Origin of the sequence: Cobetia sp. SIMBA_158, assembly GCF_046566945.1 — a bacterium.
In the GTDB taxonomy this organism is placed as follows: Bacteria; Pseudomonadota; Gammaproteobacteria; order Pseudomonadales; family Halomonadaceae; genus Cobetia; species Cobetia amphilecti.
Map to the genome: position 1 here is coordinate 47,847 of NZ_JAWJYL010000003.1, position 25,558 is coordinate 73,404.

At 62.8% G+C, this 25,558-nt stretch carries 23 protein-coding genes; 20 read left to right on the plus strand and 3 right to left on the minus strand.

The window, feature by feature from the left end; genetic code table 11:
* Nucleotides 1–102: 102 nt before the first annotated feature.
* From fliD to R2R70_RS06290, 18 genes are all read left to right on the plus strand, one after another.
* Entirely contained in the window at nt 103–1,545 is a 1,443-nt protein-coding gene (fliD, locus tag R2R70_RS06205) for a flagellar filament capping protein FliD (RefSeq protein WP_410977599.1), read from the plus strand.
* 173 nt (nt 1,546–1,718) lie between these two features.
* Nucleotides 1,719–2,120, plus strand: a complete 402-nt coding sequence (fliS, locus tag R2R70_RS06210; RefSeq protein WP_410977600.1) for a flagellar export chaperone FliS — start codon at nt 1,719–1,721, stop codon at nt 2,118–2,120.
* Between the two features lie 2 nt (nt 2,121–2,122).
* Nucleotides 2,123–2,488: a flagellar protein FliT gene (locus tag R2R70_RS06215; protein WP_192838854.1), complete on the plus strand. Its 366-nt coding sequence runs from the start codon at nt 2,123–2,125 to the stop codon at nt 2,486–2,488.
* A 192-nt stretch (nt 2,489–2,680) separates the two neighbouring features.
* On the plus strand, nt 2,681–4,609 hold the full coding sequence (locus R2R70_RS06220; protein WP_410977601.1) for a hypothetical protein: 1,929 nt from the start codon (nt 2,681–2,683) through the stop codon (nt 4,607–4,609).
* 926 nt (nt 4,610–5,535) lie between these two features.
* On the plus strand, nt 5,536–5,868 hold the full coding sequence (gene flhD, locus R2R70_RS06225; protein ID WP_054556599.1) for a flagellar transcriptional regulator FlhD: 333 nt from the start codon (nt 5,536–5,538) through the stop codon (nt 5,866–5,868).
* Nucleotides 5,865–6,431 carry a flagellar transcriptional regulator FlhC gene (flhC, locus tag R2R70_RS06230; RefSeq protein ID WP_054556600.1) on the plus strand — a complete coding sequence of 189 codons (567 nt, stop codon included), beginning with the start codon at nt 5,865–5,867 and terminating at the stop codon, nt 6,429–6,431. The genes flhD and flhC overlap by 4 nt, the downstream gene beginning before the upstream one ends.
* A gap of 299 nt (nt 6,432–6,730) precedes the next feature.
* Nucleotides 6,731–7,600, plus strand: coding sequence for a flagellar motor stator protein MotA (motA, locus tag R2R70_RS06235; RefSeq protein ID WP_176677172.1), 870 nt, complete (start codon nt 6,731–6,733; stop codon nt 7,598–7,600).
* Nucleotides 7,601–7,761: 161 nt separating this feature from the next.
* Nucleotides 7,762–8,736 (plus strand): flagellar motor protein MotB, encoded by a 975-nt coding sequence (gene motB, locus R2R70_RS06240; RefSeq protein ID WP_303592414.1) that lies wholly within the window; start codon nt 7,762–7,764, stop codon nt 8,734–8,736.
* Nucleotides 8,737–8,818: 82 nt separating this feature from the next.
* Nucleotides 8,819–11,110 carry a chemotaxis protein CheA gene (gene cheA, locus R2R70_RS06245; RefSeq protein ID WP_410977602.1) on the plus strand — a complete coding sequence of 764 codons (2,292 nt, stop codon included), beginning with the start codon at nt 8,819–8,821 and terminating at the stop codon, nt 11,108–11,110.
* A 75-nt stretch (nt 11,111–11,185) separates the two neighbouring features.
* Complete coding sequence (locus tag R2R70_RS06250) at nt 11,186–11,725, plus strand: chemotaxis protein CheW (protein WP_176503356.1); 540 nt, start codon at nt 11,186–11,188, stop codon at nt 11,723–11,725.
* Nucleotides 11,726–12,005: 280 nt separating this feature from the next.
* The gene (locus R2R70_RS06255) at nt 12,006–13,802 is read left to right on the plus strand and encodes a methyl-accepting chemotaxis protein (protein WP_410977603.1); all 1,797 of its coding nucleotides are present in this window, start codon (nt 12,006–12,008) and stop codon (nt 13,800–13,802) included.
* Between the two features lie 71 nt (nt 13,803–13,873).
* Nucleotides 13,874–14,719, plus strand: a complete 846-nt coding sequence (locus R2R70_RS06260) for a CheR family methyltransferase (RefSeq protein WP_410977733.1) — start codon at nt 13,874–13,876, stop codon at nt 14,717–14,719.
* A gap of 176 nt (nt 14,720–14,895) precedes the next feature.
* A complete protein-coding gene (locus tag R2R70_RS06265; RefSeq protein WP_410977604.1) occupies nt 14,896–16,131 on the plus strand; it encodes a protein-glutamate methylesterase/protein-glutamine glutaminase in 1,236 nt (411 codons plus the stop codon).
* Nucleotides 16,132–16,298: 167 nt separating this feature from the next.
* Nucleotides 16,299–16,688, plus strand: a complete 390-nt coding sequence (gene cheY, locus R2R70_RS06270; RefSeq protein WP_131432094.1) for a chemotaxis response regulator CheY — start codon at nt 16,299–16,301, stop codon at nt 16,686–16,688.
* 123 nt (nt 16,689–16,811) lie between these two features.
* The gene (gene cheZ, locus R2R70_RS06275; protein WP_410977734.1) at nt 16,812–17,570 is read left to right on the plus strand and encodes a protein phosphatase CheZ; all 759 of its coding nucleotides are present in this window, start codon (nt 16,812–16,814) and stop codon (nt 17,568–17,570) included.
* 249 nt (nt 17,571–17,819) lie between these two features.
* Nucleotides 17,820–19,160, plus strand: a complete 1,341-nt coding sequence (gene flhB, locus R2R70_RS06280; protein ID WP_410977605.1) for a flagellar biosynthesis protein FlhB — start codon at nt 17,820–17,822, stop codon at nt 19,158–19,160.
* Between the two features lie 159 nt (nt 19,161–19,319).
* Complete coding sequence (gene flhA / locus R2R70_RS06285; protein ID WP_131432092.1) at nt 19,320–21,416, plus strand: flagellar biosynthesis protein FlhA; 2,097 nt, start codon at nt 19,320–19,322, stop codon at nt 21,414–21,416.
* Between the two features lie 232 nt (nt 21,417–21,648).
* Nucleotides 21,649–22,089 carry a flagellar protein FlhE gene (locus tag R2R70_RS06290; protein WP_410977606.1) on the plus strand — a complete coding sequence of 147 codons (441 nt, stop codon included), beginning with the start codon at nt 21,649–21,651 and terminating at the stop codon, nt 22,087–22,089.
* A 262-nt stretch (nt 22,090–22,351) separates the two neighbouring features.
* Here the strand turns inward: R2R70_RS06290 and R2R70_RS06295 are convergent, their stop codons facing one another.
* The 3 genes from R2R70_RS06295 to flgA all read right to left on the minus strand — a co-directional run bounded on the left by R2R70_RS06295 (nt 22,352) and on the right by flgA (nt 24,296).
* Nucleotides 22,352–22,825, minus strand: coding sequence for a flagella synthesis protein FlgN (locus tag R2R70_RS06295; RefSeq protein WP_176677167.1), 474 nt, complete (start codon nt 22,823–22,825; stop codon nt 22,352–22,354).
* Nucleotides 22,822–23,100: a flagellar biosynthesis anti-sigma factor FlgM gene (gene flgM / locus R2R70_RS06300; protein ID WP_054556606.1), complete on the minus strand. Its 279-nt coding sequence runs from the start codon at nt 23,098–23,100 to the stop codon at nt 22,822–22,824. Before flgM ends, R2R70_RS06295 begins: the two co-directional genes overlap by 4 nt.
* 326 nt (nt 23,101–23,426) lie before the next feature.
* A complete protein-coding gene (gene flgA, locus R2R70_RS06305) occupies nt 23,427–24,296 on the minus strand; it encodes a flagellar basal body P-ring formation chaperone FlgA (protein WP_410977607.1) in 870 nt (289 codons plus the stop codon).
* A gap of 380 nt (nt 24,297–24,676) precedes the next feature.
* Between flgA and flgB the strand changes: the two genes are divergently transcribed.
* Both flgB and flgC read left to right on the plus strand, forming a co-directional pair.
* A complete protein-coding gene (flgB, locus tag R2R70_RS06310) occupies nt 24,677–25,072 on the plus strand; it encodes a flagellar basal body rod protein FlgB (protein WP_318833290.1) in 396 nt (131 codons plus the stop codon).
* On the plus strand, nt 25,072–25,548 hold the full coding sequence (flgC, locus tag R2R70_RS06315) for a flagellar basal body rod protein FlgC (protein ID WP_054556609.1): 477 nt from the start codon (nt 25,072–25,074) through the stop codon (nt 25,546–25,548). Before flgB ends, flgC begins: the two co-directional genes overlap by 1 nt.
* Nucleotides 25,549–25,558 lie beyond the last annotated feature (10 nt).

The window sequence follows — 25,558 nt, forward strand, 5'->3', positions numbered from 1 at the left end:
CACAACACTCAGACAGACAAATACGCCCGGTATGCGTGCTTTTTCGCCTGATGGCGACTCAGCGGGCATGTGAAAATACCTTCACCCTATCGAGAGGTGCATATGGCGACGATTTCATCGCTGGGGATTGGCTCTGGGCTCGACCTCAACAGTCTGCTGACGGATCTGGAGACGGCAGAGCGTCAGAAGCTCACACCGATCGAGACCCAGCAGGCAAGTTACGAGGCCGAGTTGTCGGCCTGGGGCACGATTCAAAGTCGCCTGGAATCCCTGGATACCGCCGCCGCGGCGCTGGCCGATGCCGAGACCTATACCGGCATGACCACCACTGCCAGTGGCTCGGGCGTCAGCGCCACGGCAACCTCGGAAGTGAGTGCTGGCAGTTATTCGGTGGCTGTCACCCAGCTGGCGCAGGCGCAGAGTCTGGCGACGACGGGGCAGGCCAGCCGCGATGAAGCCATCGGTGATGGCACCGCGACCACGCTGACGCTGTCATTGGGCACGCTGGCCAGTGACGGCAGCTATGCGGCGGATGCCGAGCGCAGCGCCAGCATCGTCATCGACGAGAGCAACAACACGCTGGAAGGCATTCGCGATGCCATCAATGAGGCGGGTCTCGGGGTCACGGCCTCGATCGTCAATGATGGCTCCGACACGCCGTATCGCCTGGTGATGACCTCGGACGAGACGGGCAACGAGGCGGTGATGAGCCTCTCGACCAGCGGCGAGGTGGCAGAGCTCGATAGCCTGCTCAGCCATGACCCAGCAAGCAGTGACCCGGCCGCCGGCGGGATGGAGGAAGTCGTCGCGGCGCGCAATGCCGAGTTCAGCGTCAACGGCATCAGCATGCAAGCCACCTCCAATGTCATCGATGATGCCGTGGATGGCTTGACCCTGACGCTGAGCGAGACGAACACGACTGCGAGCGTGGTCACCGTCAAGGAGAACGCCGAGTCGGTAAGCAAGGCGATGGAAACCTTCGTCAATGCCTACAACGATCTTCAGGACACCATCGACAATTACACCGCCTTCAATGCTGATGAAGGGACAGCGGGGGAATTGCTGGGCGATTCGACGCTGCGCACCATCGAGAGTCGTCTGACCTCGGCGCTGAATTTCACCAGTGAGGGCGATTTCTATGCGCTCTCCTCGCTGGGAGTGAGTCGTACCAACGATGGCAAGCTCGAATTCGACAGCGCCGTGATCGAGGCCGCCGACAGTGAGCAGTTGGCGACAATGTCGGGGTTCTTCATCTCCGATGATGAGGCGGGCACCAGCGGTTTCGCCAGCCAGATGTCCAGTCTGCTGGAAGAGGTGGTCGGGGAAGACGGCACGCTGGAAAGCACCACGGAAGGCATCGAGGGGTCGCTGGAGAGTCTCGCCAGTCAGTATGAGCAGACCGAAGACACCATCGAGGCCACCATCGAGCGTTATCGGGAGCAGTTCACGGAACTCGACATCCTGGTGGCCAACCTGACATCCACCAGTGACTACCTGACCAGTCAGCTGGAAACGCTGGAAAATAGCTGGGACATGACGGGCTGATCGGTGGCTGATGCTCTGAGACACTGGTCACTGACTCAGGTCTAGGCCATCCGCCATGCGCTTGCGAGATTCGATGCGTCCGGCAATGCCCGCTGTCGAGACGGCATGCCGACGACGGCTCCATATCTGACAGAGATACTGACAAACGCCATGAACAAGGGAACCCAATCACCATGAGTCGCTATCGTGGCGCCAATGCCTATGCCCGTGTCGGTGTGGAATCCGGTGTGCTTTCCGCCAGCCCACACCAGTTGATCGTGATGTTGTTCGAGGGAGCAGACCGCGCGCTGGCGGCGGCGCGTCTGCAGATGGAGGCCGGCGACGTGGCCGCCAAGGGACAGTCGCTTGCCAAGGCGACCAGCATCGTTACCGAAGGTCTGCGTGCCTGTCTGGATCATGAGCAGGGCAATGAGGTCGCGACCAATCTTGATCGCATGTATGACTACATCGCGCGCCTGATCATGCAGGCCAACCTGGGCAACAGCCCGGAAAAGCTCGAAGAGGCGCGTCGCCTGCTCAACGAGCTGGGAGACGCCTGGCGTCAGATTGCCGTACACGACAAGGGAATGGGCTGACCATGGACAGCAATGCACTGCTCGCCGATGACACCTTCCAGCAATGCGATGAGCTGCTGGAGCAGATGAATGCCATGCTGCGTTCAGCACGCCTGGGTGATTGGCCCGCGGTACTCGGCGGGCAGGCCAGCTATATCGAGAAGATGCAGCAGCTGCGCATGCCGCGAGGTGGCAACGCCGAGACGCGCAGGGCGCTGGAACAACGTCTGCGCACGCTGACCACGCTGGAATCAGAGCTGACCGTCCAGCTCAAGGCGCGCCAGAGCCAGTTGCAGGAAGTGCTCGGGGATGTGGGTACGCGCCGCAAGCTGGCACGCAGCTATGGCCAGGGCAATTATGGCCAGGGCAGCTACGGTCAGAATAGCTGAGGCCACAGTAGCCAAGGCCAGAACAGCCAAGATCAGAATAGCTGAGGCCAGAACAACCAAGACTAGGCAAGTTACGATCAGGGCGGCCAGGCTCAGCAGAGCAAGGCTTGATCGGGCGCGGGGAGAGCCGAGCCTCCAAGGCTTCGCGCATGACTCCCTGACGGCCTCCCCGGGCAATGAGGATTGCACGACATGAGCGGCATCAATCCCTTGATCGATAGTCTGCTCCATCAGGTGTTGGGGAGGGCGGCACAACGCCCGCCGCCGGCGGACTCCGGTGTCATCTTCCCGACCTCCGCTCTCCAGTCGCGCCAGGGGCTGGGGGCGGAAGATGGCAAGGGCAGTGGCGGCCAGAATAGCGCCATTCCGCTCTTCCAGACGGGAACTGGTACAGGCTCAGGCGCAAGGCCTGCGGCCCCGTCATTGAATGCCAGCGCAGCGTTGCTGACAGCCTCGCAAGCCTCCACTTCTCCCACTGGCGCCCTCGCGTCAGCTTCTTCCTCCCTCCCACCGTCCGGTGCTTCCGTCGAGCTGACGACGCAGACACAGACGATGTCGCGTTTGCTCGATGCTCTGTCACAGCTGGTAGCCAGTGGCTCGCCGTCCGCGCGGGTCGGGTTGGCGCTGCCGGAGGGGCAGTCGCTGGTGTCTCTGCTGGCGCGCGGCCAGCCCTTGCCCGGTCTTCTGGCGCCCATGGCGTTGTCCAGCGCATCACTTCTCAGTCTGTCGGCGGCCTTGAGCCAGCAGATTCTCCAGAGCGGGCTCTTCTACGAGGCGGACCTGCTCGCCTGGGTCGAGAATCGACTGGGATTGGCCGACCTCGCCGGTCATCCGCAGCTTGCCAATGCCAGATTGGAGGCTCTGTTGGCCTGGCGGCAATGGCCGGTGCTGGCGGAGGCGCACTTCATCCCCTGGGAGGCGGCACGCGAGGAAGCCTTTGTCTGGCGCATGCGAGACATGCGAGCAGAGCTGCGCCGTGAGTCGCGCCCGGGCATGGCTCGCCCGAGCAGTGACATGCTCTTGCCGCCGGGTGGTATTGACGCGGCTAGACAAGGCGCCAGTGCTCATGAAGCCAGTGCGCTGGGTGCCTATCGCGCCAACATGCAATTGGGCGTCGCTCAACCTGCCGCCTCTGATGTGTCTCGCCAGGCGATTGGCACAGACGCCCTTGCCAGCGGGCTGGTACAGCAACAGCTGTTGTTGATTCTGGGGCAGCCCTTCCATTGGCAGGGCCTGTTGATGCCCGGCCTGCATGTCTTCTTCAGCCTCTATTTCCCGGGGCCGCCTTATCGGCATCGCTCGCGGGATGAGGAGGAGCGACGTACAGCGCCATTGGCCGTGATGCCCGTGGCTGCGCATGACGCCACACCTGACAGTCGCCGCAGTGATCACGGCGAGGCTCAACAGTGGAAGATGTCGCTGACCTTGGTGGCAGGCGACAGCGATGGCGAGGAGGGCATCGATCGCAAACCACAGGTGACTTCCGAGCAGGAAAAACTTGCCGCGAAGGACAATGCGGAGCAGGGCGAAGGGCAGATGCAAGCGCCCGGTAGTGTGGAAAGTGTGGAAAGTGCGGAAAGTGAGGGTGGTGAGAAAAGCAGGAGCAGTGAGAGCGGTGATACTGCCGCGCGGGCAACGCTTGCAGTGAAGCTGACCTGGTATCAGCTCGCTGCGCCTGTGGCGTTGGTGGTCGAGATCGAGCGACTGACGCAACCCTCCAGCAACTCAGGCGAGCGTGATACGGCCTTGCGCGAGCTGCAGCATGCGCTCGCGCAAGGTCTGGCCGGGATGGCGCCCAGGGTGCACGTACGCCCCGTCGATGCAGTGCCTGATCATGAGGCGCCCGCGTCTTCTGATGGCACATCTGTCGATGCCCCTCGGGCCACGGCAGAGCAAGCGACGGATTTCATGCATACCCAGGGTGAGAGGCTGGGGCAGCGCATCCAGCAGCGGGCCAACTCGCTGGGTCTGAGCGTGCATGAAATGCCCGAGCTGGTCGAAATGCTGGCCACTGGCCTGCCGGCACGCAAGGAATTGCCTACAGCCTTGATGCAGGTCGTCGTCAAGATCGCCGAGCTATGGGCCGAGAGGCATCGCTCACAGAAGGCACCTTCTGAGTAAAATCCTCGAATGTCCCGCCCTGCAGGATGATGTTTCATCCTTGTACGATTCTTGCTCATTGAGTTTTGGCGAATGTTTTTATGGCATGCCACTGCATGGCGACTGTGGAGGTGTGAAGTGACACTTCAGGCGTCACGCCACAGGCCTGGATATCGAGAAATATAATTTATTTATAATATTTAAATAAAGCGTCACTCAGGCGAACTGCTTGCGTGGAAGCGGTATTGAAACTCCGCCGAGGGTCGCTCTGTAAATGCAGCTCGATCCTGCATGTTGTTTGTGCCAGAACCCTCATATGCAGTGTTTTATTGTGTTGAAGCGGCGAGAGAAGCCCTTTTGGGTGAGCCGCTGGCGGGTCCTTTCACAGCGTTGAAATAGCAGATAGCCCATTCTGGACAAGTGCTGACATTGTGTTATTCCTCGCCTTTACGCAGGGGTAACTTGCTGCCTGTTGGCGGCCCGTTCGGGGCAATTGCTCGATATTGTACAAGGCATGCCCCGGGTGGCGGGAAAGGGTCAGGGCTGCCTTTCACGAAAATGCAACACACTGTGCGCACCATCCGCTTGCTATTGCTTTGTATGACAAAACTGGTGCATCGTGATTATGCAAGTCGTCTTGAAGACAAGATTGAGGGCTTTTCTGGTACGGCTTGCTGCATTTCGGCGGCTTGATGCAGATTTCGTGCATGTGACGTAGTGGTATGTAAAAAAATGTTGATGAAGAGTCTGGTTCATTACGTGATTAAGTATTAGAATCGCCATCTCAAAGAAGGTGGCTCACTTGGTCATGAAGCCACTAGTCCGCATGGCGCCACTGGTCCGGCGCCGTGAGTATTTCGTTACATCACATCAAAACCATAAGGGATGACGGTCGAGTGCCAGGGTTGGCGGTAGCTCGGGACGATCAGACCACTCAGGGAATCATGATGTCCTCACTGCTCAATGATATACAGAGTGTCAATCTGTCGTATCTTCTGCTTGTGCAGCGCTTGTTGGTCGAAGATACGGAAATGGCGCTGGTACGCCTGGGTCTCGATCAAGAGATGGCGGATCTATTGTCTGGCATGAGTGTCAGTCAGCTGGTGTCGTTGTCGTCCTGCAATCAACTGCTGTGCGAGCTGGCGTTGGATGATGCCTCGCAGCTCAAGGGGGTATTGCAGGGTGGACGCGACCAGGATTTCAGCGCGATGCACACTGCCATGCTGCTGAATGCGCGTCAGAACGATGCTGGACTTCGCCAGGGGGGAATCAGCGGATGACCCAGAAAAGTCTCGTCGATGAACTGCAACAGCTGCAGTTGGCAGTAGAGTTGATCGAACTGGGGGCCCGCCTGCAGGTGCTCGAGACGGAAACGGAGATCAGCCGCGCGCGTCTGGTCAAGCTGTACAAGGAAGTTCGGGGTGTCTCGCCGCCCAAGGGCATGCTGCCGTTTTCCACCGACTGGTTCATGACCTGGCAGCCCAATCTGCATGCATCGCTGTTCCACGGTTTCTACCGTCGGCTCAAGGCGCAGGGCGCGTCGCGTATGAACGCCTTCGTCAAGGCATATCGCTTCTACCTGGAGCATGTCGGCGAAGACGAGCCGGTGCTGGCGCTCACGCGCGCCTGGACGCTGGTGCGCTTCTTCGAAAGTGATCTGCTGGAAGTGGCTAGCTGCAAGACCTGCAGTGGTCATTTCGTGGTGCACGCCCACACGCCATCACACGATTACGTGTGTGGCATCTGTCAGCCGCCATCGCGTGCCGGCAAGACGGCCGCCCGTCGCAAGGCCCGTGAAGAGCTGGCACTGGAGCAGTCGGCAGCCGTCGCCAGCCTCGGCTGATAGCTGTCTCGTGTCAGTGAAGGCGCCAGGATGGTGCCAGGCGAACGAGCAAGACGAGCGTGCAAAGACCAGAAGGCTTGCCCATCCCCGGGCAGGCCTTCTTGCGTTGTGCAGCAGTGATCTGACGTCTGTCTCTGTGCCGACTGTTCGACCATGACTGTTTCGACCATAACTGTTTCGACCATGGCTCATTCGACAACGACTGCCTCAACGAATATTCCGCCGTGACCCTAAAGACATGCTCAGCGACGCCGATAGTCAGATTCATGCGACGTTGACCGAATGCCAAGGGGGTTATTGTGTTGTTGTTCATAGGCTATCTAGTGGTCATCGGGTCCACCCTGGGCGGGTATCTGATGGTGGGCGGGCACCTGGCGGTGCTGATGCAGCCCGCGGAATTGCTCATCATCTGTGGCTCTGCCGTCGGCGCCTTTCTGGCCGGCAACAACGGCAAGGCCATCAAGGCCACCGGCAAGGCATTCTCGAAGTTGAAGCGCACGCGTGGCTACAACAAGTCCCTGTACATGGAAGTCATCGGGCTGCTGTATCTGCTGCTGTCGCGTGCCCGTCAGCAGGGCATGCTGGCGATCGAGCAGGACATCGACAATCCGCAGGAAAGCGCCTTGTTCGCCGAGTATCCACGCCTGCTCTCCGACCCCATTCTGATGAATTTCATCACCGACTACCTGCGCCTGATGGTCAGCGGCAACATGGACCCCTTCGAGCTCGAGTCGCTGATGGAACACGAGATCGAGACCTTCAAGCACGAAACCGAGATTCCGGTGCATTCCCTCTCGGCGGTGGCCGATGGCCTGCCGGCCTTCGGGATCGTCGCCGCCGTGATGGGGGTGGTGCATGCGCTGGCCTCGGCGGACCAGGGCGCCGCCCAGCTGGGCGTGTTGATCGCCAATGCCATGGTCGGCACCTTCCTCGGCATCCTGCTGGCCTATGGCTTCGTCACGCCGGTCGCCAACAAGATCCAGCACGAGGTGCACGAGGCCGTGAAGATGATGCAGTGCATTCGCGTCATCCTGATGGCCTCGCTCAATGGCTATGCCCCGCAGGTCGCGGTGGAATTCGGCCGCAAGGCGTTGTTCACCGCCGAGCGTCCCAGCTTCAATGAGCTGGAAGAGCATGTACGCGAGATCAAGAACAAGGGTGCGGGCTGATATGGCGTTGCTGTCTCTCGCCAGTTCGTCAGTCGCAAGTGCATCACTCACAAGTGCGGCAGTCTCAAGCGCGCCCGTCACCTGCGTGTCAGTGACAGAGGTGTCGCTGGCTGTCGTGGTCGAGGCAGTGGGTGTCTCTGGACTGAAGCTCGGAGGTCTCGATGAGTGAAGAGCGCAGACCCATCGTCATCAAGCGGCCGCGTATCGTCAAAGGACATCATGGCGGTGGTTGGAAGATCGCCTACGCCGACTTCATGACCGCGATGATGGCCTTCTTCCTGGTGATGTGGGTGATCTCGAATGCCTCGGATGACGACCTGCGGGAAATTTCCGACTACTTCGGTGCACCGCTGGAAGTCTCGCTGCTGGGGGGCGATCGCAATTCGGCCTCCAGCAGTGCCATTCCCGGTGGCGGCTTCATGGCTGAGCAGACCCAGGGCGAGAAGGGCGCTGATCTGCAACGCCTGCAGCGCCAGGCGCTGGCCGATGATTCCCGCATGGCCGCCATTCGCGACGAGATCGATACCACCATGACGCAGCGCATGGCCGATGACGCGGACCTGGCCGAACTGCGTGAGCAGCTGCAGATCGAGCTGACCTCCGAAGGCTTGCGCATCCAGATCACCGATAGCGATCAGCACCCGATGTTCGCGTTGGGCAGCAAGCAACCCTCGCCACAACTGTCGCAGCTGCTTGGCTTGCTGGCGCCGATTCTCAAGCGGCTGCCCAATCATCTGAGCATCACCGGGCATACCGACAATCGTCCCTTCGTCGGCGAAGGCGGCTACGGCAACTGGGAACTCTCCACCGATCGCGCCAATGCCGCGCGCCGCGTGCTGGGCAACAGTGGGCTGCCCTATGAGCGCATCGTACGCGTGGTAGGCATGGGCTCGCGCATCAGCCTCGATAGCCAGAACCCCGAGGCCGCCATCAATCGTCGCATCAGCCTGATGGTGCTCAGCCAGTCGGCCTATCGCGATATCACCGACAGCAACGGCGTCAATCCAAAGCCCGCCGAGGACATCAACAGCCTGCGCGAGCGTCTCGAGCAGCTGGCAAGCCCGGTACGCGTGACGAATCCCGTCGCTGGCAGTCCTGTCACCGACAGCCCCGTCGCCTCCGGGCTGGACAGCTGAGTGCGCTCAAGGCGCCTCATGTCAGAACTTATGCGGCGCCGCTTCCCGTGTGATAGCGCAATGACAGCCAGCGAGAACATGCATGGATATCAGTGAGTTTTACGACACCTTCTTCGAGGAGGCGCAGGAGCTGCTGGCCGAGATGGAGCGCCTGCTGCTGGCGCTGGATGTCGAGGCGCCGGATGCCGAGCAGCTCAACGCCATCTTTCGTGCGGCCCATTCCATCAAGGGCGGTGCCGCGACCTTCGGTTTCACGGTCCTGCAGGACACCACCCATCACCTCGAGAACCTGCTGGACCGTGCCCGCCGAGGCGAGTTGCGGTTGAGCATTCAGCATATCGATCGCTTTCTGGAGACAAAGGACATGCTCGACGACCAGTTGGCGGCCTATCGCAATGCCCAGTCCCCCGACCCCGAGGCCTACGCGCATATCGTCGCGGTGCTCAAGCAGCTGGGCGAGGAGTCGTCGGTGATGGATGCCTCGAGCGAACCAGTGCCATCTGATATTGATGACCCGAGCCTACCAGGGCCGTCAGGCGAAGCGTCTGCGCCAGTCGGCAGCGATATGGCCACGCCGTCTACGCTCGAGTCACAGCCCAGCGCCGACGCAAGTTTGCCGTTGCTCTCGGTCACTCTGATGTTCGTCGCCGACCGCGAGCGTGAACTGCTGATCGAAGAGCTGGCCAACCTCGGAGAGGTCATCTCCAGCAGCGGTGACGAGCAGGTATGTTGCGTCATCGTGAGTACCACGGTCAGCGCCGCGGATATCGAAGCGGTACTGTGCTTCGTCATCGAGCCGGAGCAGATTCTTATCGAGCCCGCGACACCTGCTCCACCAGCGGAGGTTGATGGCGTAGCTGATGGCGTAGTGGGCGGCGTAGCGGATGGGCTGGTTGAAGCGCTGACTGAAAAGCAGGCCGAGGACGTCGCCGACGGCATGGCTGACGACGCAGCAAACGAACTTGCTGGCATGCAGCCAGCGCCCGCTGAAGCGACAGTCGACACAGGCTCTTCGGCAGGTATCTCTACCGCTGGCGCGGCAGAGTCGTCGTCCACTGGCGCGGCAGGGCCATCTGCCGCTACCCCAGCGAGTGGCGAGCGACGCAGCCAGCCGGGGCGGCGCGCCACTGATGCGCCTACCGAGCAAGGCTCCATCCGCGTCGGCGTCGACAAGGTCGATACCATCATCAACCTGGTCGGCGAGCTGATCATCACCCAGTCGATGCTGGAGCAGACGGCATCGGCGACCACGCCGCCGGATCAGGCCGCGCTGGTCAGTGGCATCAGTCAGCTGCAGCGCAATGCACGAGATCTGCAGGAAGCGGTGATGTCGGTGCGCATGATGCCGATGGACTACGTATTCTCGCGGTTTCCGCGCCTGATTCGTGACCTTGCCTCGCGGCTGGGCAAGCAGGTCGAGCTGGTCAGCCAGGGGCATGACACCGAGCTGGACAAGAGCCTGATCGAGCGCATCATCGATCCGCTGACCCATCTGGTGCGCAACAGCCTCGATCATGGCATCGAATCGCCCAGCGAGCGTGAGGCGAGTGGCAAGAGCGCCCACGGCACCCTGACGCTGTCTGCCCGCCATCAGGGCGGCAATATCGTCATCGAGGTGATGGATGACGGCGCCGGCCTCGATCGCGCGCGCATTCTGGCCAAGGCGCGCAGCAACGGCCTGGCGGTCAGCGATGGCATGAGCGACGACGAGGTCTGGCAGCTGATCTTCGCCCCCGGCTTCTCGACGGCCGAGCAGGTCAGTGACGTCTCGGGGCGTGGAGTCGGCATGGATGTGGTCAAGCGCAACATCCAGGCGCTGGGCGGGCATGTGGAGCTTGCTTCCGTGACTGGGCAGGGCACCACCACGCGTATCGTGCTGCCGCTGACGCTGGCGATCCTCGAGGGCATGGCCATTCGCGTCGGCGAGGAAATCTATATCCTGCCGCTGTCGGTGGTGGTGGAGTCGTTGCAGCCGCAGGCCGACATGCTGTTCAGCATGGTCGGCAATGATCGCCTGCTGAAGGTGCGAGACGAATACCTGAGCCTGGTCGCCTTGCATAAGGTATTCGCGGTACCTGGCGCCCAGACCCAGCCCGAGCAGGGCATCGTGGTGGTGGTGCAGGGCAAGGGGCGCCACTACGCCTTGCTGGTGGATGAGCTGATCGGTCAGCAGCAGGTGGTGGTCAAGAATCTCGAAAGGAATTATCGCAAGGTGCCGGGCGTCTCTTCGGCGACGATCCTGGGCGATGGGCGGGTGTCGCTGATTCTGGATGTCTCGGACCTGCATCGCCTCGCCAACCAGATGCCAGCGGTGCAGAGGCAGGCAGAGGTCGTCACTGAGTCCGCCATGCCCCAGGACGCCATTGTCAGCTGAGGCGATGGCCGTTCACCGGCCGCATCCTCGCCCCTTGCGCCTCGGCGCGAAGCTCCACCCCATCACAGACAGGAGATGAGCATGTCTCACACTCAAGTTGCCGCGGCGCAGACGTCCAATGTCGGCCTGGCGCAGGACCACGCCTCCAAGGTCAATGACGGCGGCGAATACCTGGTATTCAGCCTCGGCGAGGAGCACTACGCCGTGGATATCCTCAAGGTGCAGGAGATCCGCGGTTACGAGAACGTCACGCGTATCGCCAATGCACCGGCCTTCATCAAGGGCGTGACCAACCTGCGTGGTGTCATCGTACCGATCGTCGATCTGCGGCTGAAGTTTCAACTGGGCCAGGCTGAATACACCGCGCAGACGGTGGTGATCGTGATCAATATCGGTGAGCGTGTAGTCGGCATCGTCGTCGATGGCGTCTCCGATGTGATCAGCCTCGCGGCCGATCAGGTGCTGCCGCCACCGGAATTCGGTGCGCGCATGAACAGTGACTTCCTGGCGGGGCTGGCGACCGTCAATGATCACATGCTGCTGATCATGGATATCGAGCACATGATGACCAGTGATGAAATGGCACTGATGGAGCCCGCGGCGCAGCCGGCATGACCTGCTGTCTCGCGGCATGAGTCAGGCACAAAGCGCGGCATGTTGCCTGCGGCGTGTGCTCGCCTGATCTCGCGAGCTTTGCCACCCGTTTCGTCTCGAGCGCCGCTGGCCTGCTGGTCAGCGGCGTTCTGCGTTCAAGAACTGCCGACAGCGGCCGATAAGGTGTGCACCACAAGGTCGTGGGCGGCTGTACCGGGCAATGACGGTCATGCTGCCGGTCAGTGGTCTCGCCGGGTCAATGACGATCACGCTGTGACGAGTACGAGGCTAAGCAAGGGCAATGCGAAACAATCAGCCGGTGACGGCAAGGGAATACCCCATTGGTGAGCATGACTACCTGATCTCGCGTACCGATCTCAAGGGACGCATCACCTACGCCAACTCTGTCTTCATCGAGGTCAGTGGCTTCACGCGTGATGCCTTGATCGGTGCGCCGCACAATCTGGTGCGCCACCCCGACATGCCAGAAGCTGCCTTCGAGAATCTGTGGTCGACGCTCAAGCAAGGCGAAAGCTGGCAGGGACTGGTCAAGAATCGACGCGAGAATGGGGACTATTACTGGGTCGACGCCTGTGTGACGCCGCTGATCGAGCAGGGCGAGGTGATGGGATTTGCCTCGGTGCGCGTCAAGGCAAGTCGCGAGCAGATCGCCCAGGCCGAGCAGGTCTACGCGGGCCTCAAGCAGGGCAAGCGCGACTATCGCCTGATCAAGGGTCGCATCGTGCGTGCCGGCCTTACGGGGGCCTTCCAGCGTCTCGTCCAGTGGCGCATGGCGCCACGTATCGCGCTGCTGGCCGCACTGCCGCTGGTGGCCGGAGCCATGATGGGCAGCGAGCTGCTGCAGGTGCTGGCCGATAGCCAGGCGCATGCACGTACCGTGCTGACCCAGCTTGCCGCCGAGCTACCCGCGGCGCAGCTGGCGACGCTCGAGCAGCGCCAACAAGCGCTTGAGGCGAGCCATGCGCGTCTGGAGTGGGGGCTGTGGGCCGCCTTCGCTGGCGTGGGCGTGGTGTCGCTGTGGTTGGCACTGCGTACCTACCGCAGCCTGGTTCGCCCGCTGCGCAGCACCCTGGATTTCGCACGCCAGATCGCCGCGGGCAATCTTTCCCAGTCGATGACGCTGGAGGGCAATGACGAGATGGCACGCCTGGTACGAGCGCTGGACAGCATGCGCAAGTCGCTGGTCGGCATCGTCAGCGAGGTCAATGCGGGCATCAATGTGGTCAGGCCTGCCGCTGGCGACATGGCACACGGCAATCAGGAATTCTCGGCGCGGGTCGAGCAGCAGGCGGCATCGCTGGAAGAGACGGCGGCCAGCATGGAGCAGATGACCGGCACTGTGCGCCAGAATGCCGACAATGCCATCCAGGTCTCGCAACTGGCTGATCAGGCCACGCGCTCCTCCAATGAAGGTGGCGAGGCGATGCAGGCGGTGGTGGTGCGCATGCAGGGGATTACCGCCACCTCTGAAAAGATGGCCGACATCATCAAGGTGATCGATTCGATCGCCTTCCAGACCAACCTGCTGGCCCTCAATGCCTCGGTGGAGGCCGCACGCGCCGGTGAACATGGCCGCGGCTTTGCCGTGGTGGCCGGTGAGGTGCGCAATCTGGCCTCTCGCAGTGCCGAGGCGGCGCGCGAGATCAAGACCCTGATCGACACCACTCAGCGGGAGATCAGCGACGGCGGTGATCAGGTCGAGGCGGCGCGCGGCACCATGGAGGCGATCGTGACCGGCATCTCGCGGGTCAATGATCTGATCGCCGAGATCTCCTCGGCCTCGCGTGAGCAGAGCGGCGGCATCGAGCAGATCAATACCGCCATCAACGAGATGGACCAGGCCACTCAGCAGAACGCCCAGCGTGTGATGAGCAGCGCCCATCTGGCGCAGGATCTCGAGCGTTCGGTCGCGGGGCTGTCGCATGCGGTCAACGTCTTCCGCTTTGGCGGCGAAGGGCCGGAGCAGATTCCCGCACGCCTGCCGGGGGACGCATCAGCCGAGCAGTCTTCTTCTGTGCACACTCAAGCCGCGACTCGAGCGCAGGTGCCTGGTGGCTCACAGGGCCCGCGACGGTGACAGATCTCACGCCGCCACCCGTCTGGTCCGCCCCGTCACCGGCCTCCCATGCCCTCGGGCGGGACCTGGTGATGACCGATGACGACTTCGAGCGCATCGCGCGCCTCATCTATCAGCGCGCCGGCATCGTGCTGGCGCGTCACAAGCGTGAGATGGTCTACAGCCGTCTGTCGCGCCGGCTCAGAGTGCATGGTCTGACGCGTTTCCATGACTATCTGACCATGCTGGAGGCCAGCCTGAGTCGCAGTGATCACGACGAGTGGCCTGCCTTCATCAATGCGCTGACCACCAATCTGACCGCGTTCTTTCGCGAGCCCCATCACTTCGTCATGCTCGAGAACTTCCTGCGCGAGCGCCTCCAGCGCCAGGCGACGGGTCAGCGAGCGCCGCTGCGTATCTGGTGTGCGGCCGCCTCGACCGGGGAGGAGCCCTATTCCATCGCGATGGTGCTGCGCGAGGTGTTGGGGGCCGCGGCGAGTCAGGTCGAGCTGATCGCTACCGATATCGACACGGACGCGCTGCGGGAAGCCGAACTCGGCATCTACCCCTTCGAGCGCATCGCCAAACTGGGTGAGCAACGCTGCAAGCGCTTCATGCTGCGTGGCAGCGGCAGTCGCCAGGGGCAGGTGAGGGTGCGCCCGGAGATCAAGCAGCTGGTGCGCTTTCGCCACCTGAATCTGCTGGATAGCCACTGGGAGCTCGGTAGCGGCTTTGACGTGATCTTCTGTCGCAACGTGATGATCTACTTCGACAAGCAGACCCAGTCACGCCTGCTGGACCGCTTCGCGCTGATGCTCAAGCCCGATGGACTGTTGTTTGCCGGTCATTCCGAGAATTTCTCATGGCTCAATGATGCCTTCACGCTACGCGGCCAGACGGTCTATACCCTGTCTCGCCGCCGGACGGAGGGCGCGTGATGCGTCGTGATGGCTGGTCATGATTCCCTTTCCCTTACCCACTCTCCAGGAGTGTCTGGATGCCTACCCCCGCTTCATCGTCATGCTCGGTCTCAAGGTCAAATGCTGGTTCAAGGTCAGATTCGAACTCAAGTGCAGCTGCTGGCGCAGGCACGCCCCAGGCCGGGGCGGGGCGCATGATTCGTGTGCTGTGTGTCGATGACTCCGCGCTGATCCGTGAGTTGATGGCCGAGATCATCAATGCCCAGCCTGACATGCAGGTCGTGGCCACCGCGCCGGACCCGCTGGTCGCGCGAGACCTGATCAAGCGTCACGAGCCGGATGTGCTGACGCTGGATGTGGAAATGCCGCGCATGGATGGGCTGGACTTCCTCGAGCGCCTGATGCGTCTGCGGCCGATGCCGGTGGTGATGGTGTCTTCGCTGACCGAGCGCGGTGGGGAAATCACGCTGCGCGCGCTGGAGCTGGGTGCGGTGGATTTCGTCTCCAAACCGCGCCTGGGAATACGTGGCGGCATGCTCGAGTATGCCGAGACGATTGCCGACAAGATTCGCGCCGCCGCGCGGGCGCGTGTGCGGCCTGCGGGTCGCGCCGTGACGTTGCCATCTGCTGGCGGTGCACAGGCCGGCTCGGCTCTGTTCAATTCGACCCTATCCAATCCGGCTCAGTCCAGCCTGTCTCAGTCCAATCCATATCAGTCCAGTCTGGCAGACAGGTCAGTCGCCGCTTCGGTCAGTCAGGGTGCGGTCAGTCACGGTGCGGTCAGTCAGGAAACGGTGCCGCCTGTGACCGCTGCTGCCAGTCGCCGGCCATTGCTGTCGAGCGAGAAGCTGATCGCGGTGGGGGCCTCGACCGGCGGGACCGAGGCGATACGCGCGGTGTTGCAGTCGTTACCGGCGGATGCGCCGGCCATTCTGGTGACTCAGCACATGCCGCCGGGCTTCACGCGCTCGTTCGCCGAGCGACTCAATGGACTGTGTCGTATCGCCGTCAAGGAAGCTGCGCACGGTGAGCGCATCCTGCCGGGGCATGCCTATATCGCGCCTGGCGACGCCCACCTGACGCTATCGCGCAGCGGGGCCAACTATGTGGTAACCCTCGATCAGCATCCGCCGGTCAATCGTCACCGCCCATCGGTGGATGTGCTGTTCGATTCCGTGGCGCGGGTGGCCGGTCGCAACGCCGTGGGCGTGATCCTGACCGGCATGGGCCGCGACGGCGCGCGGGGGTTGTTGCAGATGCGCGAAGCCGGCGCCCACACCATCGCCCAGGACGAGCAAAGCTGCGTGGTCTACGGCATGCCGCGGGAAGCCGTCGAGCTCGGGGCCGCACAAAGCGTGTTGCCGTTGAGTCGCATCAGTGGGCAACTGCTCCACCTGGTACAGCTGGCCGGGCGTTCGCAACGCGTCTAGACCGCTTCGATCTGCCTGGGCGTGGAGGTTAAGTAGGAGTAAGTTGCCGGCAAGAAGAAGATGGGCGCAGAGGGTAAAGTCTGCCGGCTTGTGGCCGATAACCCCCTCACAAGGCTGGAATTTTCAGCCGTTCCCTCATGTGATTCTGGAAGAGAGCCCGACCGCTGATGGCCGACAAGAACCTGCGAATCCTCGTCGTCGACGACTTTCCCACCATGCGTCGGATCGTGCGCAACCTGCTCAAGGAGCTCGGCTTCACCAATGTGGAGGAAGCCGAAGATGGGCAACAGGCATTGGAGTTCCTGAATCAAGGCAGCTTCGAACTGGTGATCTCCGACTGGAACATGCCCAACCTCGATGGGCTCGAGATGCTCAGACGCGTGCGTGCCAATCCCGCCACGGCCACGTTGCCGGTGCTGATGGTCACCGCTGAGGCCAAGAAGGAAAACATCATTGCCGCCGCTCAGGCCGGCGCCAGTGGCTATGTGGTCAAGCCCTTCACGGCGGCGGTGCTGGAAGAGAAGCTGGGCAAGGTCTTCGAGAAACACGGCCTCTGAGCCATCGGGCCACGTTGGCCGGGCCGCGCTGGTCGCGTAGTTGGTCACATCAAGGAGGGTGTCATGAGTCATCTGGAATCATCATCTGAACCCCAGTCATCCTCGGGCGCTGATCCTGGTGTGATGGCGCGCGATGGGGCAGCCAACCTCGCCAGGACGGGGGATAGCAGCGAAGACCTGATTCGGCGTATCGGCCAGCTGACGCGCATGCTGCGCGACAACATGCGTGAGCTGGGGCTGGATCGCGAGATCGAGCGTGCTGCCGAGGCGATCCCCGATGCTCGTGATCGCCTCAATTATGTGGCCAGCAAGACGGAGCAGGCAGCAGATCGTGCCCTCAATGCCTGTGAGCGGGCCCAGCCGCTGCAGGATGCCCTGGCCAGTGAGGCGAAGTCGCTCAGCGGGCGCTGGGACGCCTGGTTTGCCGAGCCGGTGGCCCTGGATCAGGCGCGTGAGTTGGTGATCGATACGCGTGCCTATCTGGCCGTGGTGCCTGATCAGACCAGCGCCACCAACAGCGAATTGCTCGAGATCATGATGGCGCAGGATTTCCAGGACCTAACCGGTCAGGTGATCAAGCGCATGATGGATGTCATCCAGCAGATCGAGATGCAGCTTTTGCAGTTGCTGCTCGACAATGTCCCGGAGGGCCATGCACGTTCGGCGCTGGCGCCTTCCGGACAGGCCGCCACCACGGCGGCCGCTGCGGGGCTTTCGGCAGCAGCGCTTTCAGCCTCGGCGCTGGATGAGCAGGCAACCCCCGGCGACGTTGACGCCCAGTCTGGCGCCTTGCTCAATGGCCCCCAGGTGCGAGCCGATGCCCCGGGGGTGGTCGCCAGTCAGGATGAGGTCGATGACCTGCTGGATAGCCTCGGTTTCTAACCGCCTTCCCGGTAGTGGCACCTGCTGGTCCTTGTTCTTAATACTCTCGTCCTTCATGCCCTTGCCCATCACGCCCTGCGTGGCGGGCAAGGGCGTTTTTGGGCGCTATTCCGCGCTTTGATCCCCGCCGTGCTTGTCACAATGAGGCCCATTCTCGGCATGATGCGTTCGCCGTGCGCGCCAGTGTGAGCGAGCGTCATGCTCCCCGGCAGTTCAGGCAGATGCAATCCCAGGCAAGCGGAGTAGCCGGTGGCTGACGAGCAGAGCAGCGACGACAAGACAGAAGACGCCACGCCTCACCGAATACAGAAGGCCCGCGAGGAAGGGCAGGTGCCCCGTTCGCGGGAGCTTGCGACCTTTCTGTTGCTGGGCGGAGGTGCGGCAGGCCTGTGGCTGTTGGCGGGGCCGCTTGGCGACACCCTGGAGCGTGTGCTGGGCGCCTCGTTCGGCTTTGATCGCGCTCAGGCACTCGACAGTCGCGTGATGCTTGCCAACGCCTTGATGCTGGGCCAGGAGGCCTTGCTGGCACTGTTGCCGTTGTTCGCCCTGCTGATGGTGCTGGCGTTGGTCGGCCCGGTGTTGCTGGGCGGCTGGATGTTCTCCACCAAGTCGCTGGCGCCGTCGCTGGGCAAGCTCAATCCCGTCAAGGGGCTGGGCCGGATGGTGTCCTCCCAGGCGCTGGCCGAGCTGCTCAAGACCATCGCCAAGTCGATACTGGTCGGTGGCGTGGTGGTGATGTATCTGCATGCCCAGCGCCAGGAATTGATGGCGTTGATGATGATGCCGCTGGGCAACGCCATGGCGGATGCGCTGGCGATCGTGGCGCGCTGTACGGCGCTGGCGATATTGATGCTGATCGTGCCGACGCTGATGGATGTGCCGTACCAGCTGTGGAGTCACGCCAAGAAGCTGCGCATGAGCCTCGAGGAGATCAAGCGCGAGCACAAGGAGACGGATGGCGACCCGCAGATCAAGGCTCGCATCCGTCAGCAGCAACAGGCCATGGCGCGCGCGCGCATGATGAGCGCCGTACCCACTGCCGATGTCATCGTCAACAACCCGACGCACTACTCGGTGGCGCTGGTCTATCACGAGGGCGACATGCGCGCACCGCGGGTGGTGGCCAAGGGGCGTGATGAGGTGGCACTGCGCATTCGTGAAGTGGGCGAGGCGAACGGGGTGCCGATGCTGAGTGCGCCGCCCCTGGCGCGTGCCCTGCACACCCATGTCGATCTCGAGCAGGAAATTCCCATTGCGCTCTATCAGGTGATCGCCGAGGTGCTGGCCTGGGCGATGCGACTCAAGCGGGCCCGCCAGCAGGGTGGCCTGCGCCCGAGCTTGCCGCCAGATCTGTCCGTTCCCGATGAGTATCAGGTGCCCGAGGAGGCGCAAGGGACGGCTGAGGAGGCTGGTCCGCCAGGCGCCGAGCGTGATGACGGGGAGCCGGCAGCCGAAGCTGAGGCTTCAGCCACAGGCGCGATGTCTTCTGATCATGATTCTGATGACGCCGATGCCGGGGCGGTGTTCCAGCCCAGCGCCAAGCCAGGGCCGGACGGTGACGCGACGGCGGATCCTCGTGTCGGAAGTTGATGACCGCAGTTGATGGCCGAAGTTGAGGCCCGAACTTGATAACCGTCCTGCTGCCCGATGCTGCTGCCCGAACCCCATGACTGACCGCCATTTCCGCACCCCAAACCCGGGCCGCTGCGCAGCACGCGCAACGCCCTTCACGATCGATGAGCCGCTTGCATGAATACCTTGCTGACACTGTTTGACCGCGTGGGGCTGAACACCTCCAGCCAGCTGAAGGTGCTGGCCGGGCCGCTGCTGATCATGATGATCCTGTCGATGATGGTGTTGCCGCTGGCGCCCTTCATCCTCGATCTGCTGTTCACCTTCAATATCGCGCTGTCGATCATGATCCTGATGGTCAGCATGTTTGCGCAGAAGCCGCTGGACTTCTCGGCCTTCCCTGCGGTGCTGCTGTTCTCGACCTTGCTGCGCCTGTCGCTCAATGTCGCCTCGACGCGGGTGGTGCTGCTGGAAGGTCACAACGGCGGTGACTCGGCGGGCAAGGTCATCGAGGCCTTCGGCCAGTTTCTGGTCGGCGGCAACTTCGCCGTCGGTCTGGTGGTGTTCTCGATTCTGGTCATCATCAACTTCATGGTCATCACCAAGGGCGCCGGGCGTATCGCCGAGGTCGGCGCACGCTTCACGCTGGACGCCATGCCCGGCAAGCAGATGGCGATCGATGCCGACCTCAATGCCGGCCTGATCGGCGAAGACCAGGCGCGCGAGCGCCGCCGGGAAGTGTCGCAGGAATCCGATTTCTTCGGCTCGATGGACGGTGCCAGCAAGTTCGTGCGTGGCGATGCGGTGGCGGGACTGGTGATCATGGTGGTCAATATCATCGGCGGGCTGATCATCGGGGTCGGGCAGCACGACCTGAGCATGTCCGATGCGGCGCGCACCTATACGCTGCTGACCATCGGCGATGGACTGGTGGCCCAGATTCCGTCGCTGGTCATCTCGACTGCCGCGGGCGTGATGGTGTCGCGGGTCAACACCAATGAAGACGTCGGTCAGCAGATGATCGGCCAACTGTTCAAGAGCTCGCAGGTACTGTGGTTGGCCGCTGGCGTGATGGGGCTGCTGGGTCTGGTGCCGGGCATGCCCAACATGGTCTTCATCCTCTTCACCTTGCTGCTGGCGGGGCTTGGGTGGTGGGCCTCCCAGCGCGAGAAGGAGGTCAGCAGCGAGGCGAAGGAAGAGGCGGCGCCTGCGCCTGCGGCGGCCGTGCAGGAGGTCAGCGAGGCCAGCTGGGATGATGTGCGACTGGTGGAGCCGCTGGCGATGGAGGTCGGTCATCGCCTGATCGCGATGGTCGACATGCGCCAGGGCGGTGAGTTGCTGGCGCGCATCAAGGGGGTGCGTCGCAAGTACGCCCAGGAGATTGGGTTTCTGCCGCCGGTGGTGCATATCCGCGACAACCTCGAGCTCGGGCCCAATCAGTATGTGATCAGCCTGAAGGGCGCCGAGGTCGGGCGGGGCGAGGCCTATCCGGGCCGCTGGCTGGCGATCAATCCGGGCAAGGTGTCCGGCAAGCTGCCGGGCGTGGCCACCACCGAGCCGGCCTTCGGCCTGGCCGCCACCTGGATCGAGCCGGAAACCCGCGAGCAGGCCCAGGTCTATGGCTACACGGTGGTCGATACCCCGACCGTGATCACGACCCACCTCAATCATCTGATGACCCGCCATGCCGATCAGCTGCTCGGGCGCAGTGAGGTCAGCAAGCTGCTCGAGAAGCTGGGCCCGCAGGATGGCGGCCTGGTGGAGGAGGTGGTGCCGGCCTTGATCAGTCAGGGCACCCTGCAGCGTATCCTGCACAACCTGCTGGATGAGGAGGTCTCGATTCGCGACATGCGCACCATCCTCGAGGCACTTGCGGAACATGCACCGCACAGCAAGGACCCCAACGACCTGACCGCCATGGTGCGCGTCGCCCTCGGGCGCGCCATCACCCAGTACTGGTTCGGCGCCGAGCGCGTCTTGCGCGTGATCGGTCTGGAGGCGCAGCTCGAGCAGGTGCTGATGCAGGCCTTGAGCAGTGGCAATGCGCTGGAGCCCGGCCTTGCCGATACCTTGATGCAGCATGCCGAGAATGCCGTCGCCGCGCAGGACGCCAATGGCGAGCCCAGTGTACTGGTGGTCGGGCATGCGCTGCGACCCTTGGTGGGGCGCTTCCTGCGTCGTCGCTTCAAGAGTCTGGCGGTGCTGTCCCAGGCAGAGATTCCCGATGACCGCGAGCTGCGGGTCACCCAGATGATCGGGGGTCGTGCGGCGTGACGCCAGGGCAGCGCGACTCACCACCGAGCAAGACAACAACATGCGGCAAAGGCAGAGAAGTGCGACAGGGAAGGCGCCGGCGAGGGGTGTGTCGAGCGTCTGCAGCAAGACGGATCTGAAGGAGTCAGCGGTGCAGAGAAGAAGGCGAGTGGCGACAGGATTCAGGAAAGCCAGGGCGGGAGTGGCGTCGAGAGCGAAGCTGAGTGCGAAGCCTGGAAGCAGGACGGCACCGATGGCGGCCTTGATGACGGCAGCAGCGCTGTGGGCCGCGACGCTGGCCACGCCGGTGCAGGCCGCCAGCGCGGCGGTGATGATGTCCGTCGAGTCGCTGACCATCGCTCAGCGGGGGCATTGGTATATGCGCCCTCTGGCAGTGGCAGATGCCGTGCGTGATTCAGGTCTGATGGCGCCTGACAGGACGCGCGTCACCGCGATTCATTGGCGCTATTCGCTCACGAGTGCACCGGGGGAATGGCAGGTCATGCTCTGCCTGGAGGAGCGCTGCGCCATGCTTGAGGCGAGGCGTGGCAAGTTGACCCTGCCCACCCGGGAGCTGGCGACGGCGCCATTTTCGCTGAAGGTCTATCGCAATGGGCGTGGCGTACTCAAGCCGGCGGCACATCTGGATGACATCCAGCTGGTGATCGACGTCGAAAGCCTGGAAGGCGCGTGACAGGCAGCGTTGTCAGCGAAAGGGGGCTGTCTTTGAATGACTGGCGATGAGTGGCTGACGATCGCTGGCTGATTGGCTGGCGAGTGGAATGAATCAGCTGTATCTGGAGGCTCGGCAGAATGCCGGGCCTCGCGTGTATCTGGGGCTCGTGTGTTTCTGGGGCAGTAGGGGCGGCGTTGCAGTCTGGGTGTGCAGCCCGCGGGTCTCACGCCTGAGATATTCAAGCTGGGTCATTCAGGTCATGACATTCAAGCCTGGGCATTCAGGCCGAGACGTTCAGGCGTGAGGCTCCCGCCGCAGGCCGTCCATCGGCGCCGTAATGGCCGGGGGAACGTTGATGCAGGCTGTCGAGAATCTTGCTGTGCAGTGCCATGCGCTGACCGATCAGCTCACCATTCAGGCGATTGCGTGCCTGGGCGCGGCGCGTCAGTGTCACCAGATGCCACCACTGGGTGGCCAATACCGGCTGGCTAGCGAGCACCGTATGCAGTTCCAGTGGGTCATTGGTGAGCCCGGCGTTGCTCAGCCAGCTGCGCCGGCGGCTCTCCAGCGCTTCCAGTCGGGCGGCGTTGGCCAGCTTGGCTTCGCGCGAGGCCTCAAGGTCTGCCGCACTCGGCAGGCGTTGGCCCAGCAGGCGCTGTTCTTCCTCGAGCAGGGCGATGAAGTCATTCAGCTCCTGCTCAAGGCCGGAAAAGATCTCGCCCAGCAAGGCCGTCGAGGCGTCATCGAGTGTCATGCGTCACCCTCGAAGGCATCGATCAGCCCTTGTGCGATGCGGTCGACATCGATCTTGATGCTGCCATCGGCGATGGCCTGCTTGAGGCTGTCGACGCGCGCCTGGTCGATGTCCTGGCCTGCATCGATCGCGCTGCTGGAAAGCTCGACCTGGGTGGAGTCGGCCGTGGAGGTCGCCGCCGTGGTGGCGGTGGTGTCCTTGGCTGTCTCGGGACGCAGTTCGCGCGGGGCTTGAGTGTCGCTGCGCTGTATCGGGCCGCCATGTTCAATCTTCATTGACTGTCCTCTCTGGCCGTCGGGCCGGGCTCGACGACGAGCCTGTCATGGATGGGTTGCGTGCGTCATCTGCGCGCTTGAATCGACTATCGGCCATGCCAGCACAAGCTTTACCCCACACAGGCAATATGGTCCCTCAGGAATGAGGTATCTGGTGCCGGTGGCGGCTTGTCAGTATCAAGCATTTCGGCCTTCGAGCGTCAGCGTGTCGTTCCGGTGCGTCAGCATGTCTTTCCGGTGCGTCAGCGTGTCGTGGCCGGACGTGCGCAGTCAACAGGATGACTCGGATTGGCTTGGCGCGGCTTATCTCAACTCAACTGAAGTCATCATGGCGCTACCCGCCGCGGCCCGATGACGCGGGCGCGCACCCAGTCGCCCGGAGCGAGTTCGATGCGGATGCGCTCATCGAGCCCCCCAGCCTCCAGTGCCCGCGCACTGCGCTGCATGCTGAAGCCTGTGCCGCTGACCTGATAGGTCACGGTATCGCCGAAGTTTACCAGCGGGATGGCGCGCACGCTGTTGCGGGTGATGACTTCGCCGGCGCGCAGGCGTCGGCGTACCTCGAAACCTGACAGTGTCGCGGCGCTCTCGAAGCCATTGCCACGCAACTTGCCCAGTGGCGTCAGCACCGGCGTCAATCTCGCGGGTGCCAGCGGCGTGCCGCTCGCAAGTGGTTGTGGCGTGCTCTGGCGCCAGGCGTAGCGTTCCATGCGAACGCTGACGATATGTTGCTTGCCGTTGGCGCACAGCAGCTGCAGGCGTTTGAGTCCCGGTGCATGGCGGTCACTGCGCGCGGCGTTGAGGCTCAGTTGGGGTGCCGAGCATTCTTTCAGGCGGGCGGGCAGGCGACGCAGCTCGAGTTGTACTGAGGCCTCGCTGGGCGCGCGCAGTGGCGGCTCACCGGGCATGCGCACTCTGACGGAGCCGCTGTCCTCGGCGGTGAAGAAGTCGCTCAATTGCCAGCGCAGGGCCTCGACGGCGCGTGTCTGCGCGTCCTTGACTGAAGGCGCTGTTGTTGAGGCTATTGATGAGGTTGTTGCTGTTGCTGATGCCTGGGCGGCAGACGGCTGAATGGCAGAGCCGATCGTGTCTGAGGTGTTGGCATGCACAGCGGCCCCCGCGGGCAGCAGGACCAATAGCCCGGTGCTGGCGATGGTGCGCCACAGGCCTGTTGCCGTCGTCAGGCCTTTTGTCACAAACAGTCCTTTTGCAACAGACAGTCCTCTAGCCACAGACAGACCTTTCGCTACGCTGATTTTCGGCATGCTGTCTCTCATCGCGAGTGGCGTCCGGGGCGGAAGGCGGGGTCAAGCGCCCCTGGTTCAGGGCACAAGGTTCAGGGCGCTGGATCAGTGCCGCGAGAGATTGTAAGCCGCCCCTGATAACGACATGGCCAGAAATAGCCGCGATAAAGTGGCTTGTTCTTACCTTCATCCTGGCGCTGGCTGACTATTCTCAGTCCTGCTTTCCGTCATGCTCCCCTACGCGTGAGCTGATCGATGGATGTTCCCTCGCTCACATCAGGGCGAGGTGCCGACAGCGGGGCACTTCCATGTTTGATCGACTTGATTCCCTCATGAGCTTTCACCAGCAGGCGCTGGGCCTACGCGCCGAGCGTCAGCAGGTGCTGGCCACCAATATCGCCAATGCCGACACGCCGGGCTATCTGGCGCGCGATATCGACTTCTCCGCCACCCTGGCCAAGGCGACGGCGGGCAATGCCGCGCCGGGGCCGCTTGCGCTTAACACGACCCAGGCCGGCCACCAGGCCGCCAGCGGGGCGGGGCTGTCGCTGGGCGCGGACCTGCTCTATCGCGTGCCCACACAGCCGAGTCTGGACGGCAATACCGTCGACATGGATGTGGAGCGGGTCAATTTCGCGGACAACAGTCTGCATTACGAGGCCAGCCTTGAGCTTCTGACCGGCAAGATCCAGGGCCTGCGTCTGGCCATGCAATCGGAGAACAGTTGATGGCAGCGTTCAGCATCTTCAACGTCGCGGGTTCCGCGATGGCGGCCCAGTCGCAGCGCATCAATGCCGTAGCCAGCAACATGGCCAACGCCGACAGCGTGGCGGGCCCGGATGGCAAGCCCTATCAGGCGCGTCAGGTGGTGTTCGAGTACGCGCCCCTCGCGCGTCAGGCCAATGCCTCGCTGGCGACGGCCAACCTGGCCGGTGGCGGTCTGGCGACACAGATGGCGTCGCGTAGTGCAGGTCTCGGTGGTGTCAGGGTCAGCTCGGTGGAGTTGAGCGATGCCCCGGCGCGCCAGGAGTATCGCCCCGATCATCCCCTCGCCGACGAGCAGGGCTATGTGACCTTCTCCAATGTCGATCCGGTCGCCGAGATGGTCGACATGATCGCGGCTTCCAAGTCCTACGAGGCCAATGTCGAGGTCTTCAATACCTCCAAGTCCCTGCTGCGCAAGACGCTGACGCTGGGGGAATGATCCTCGCTCG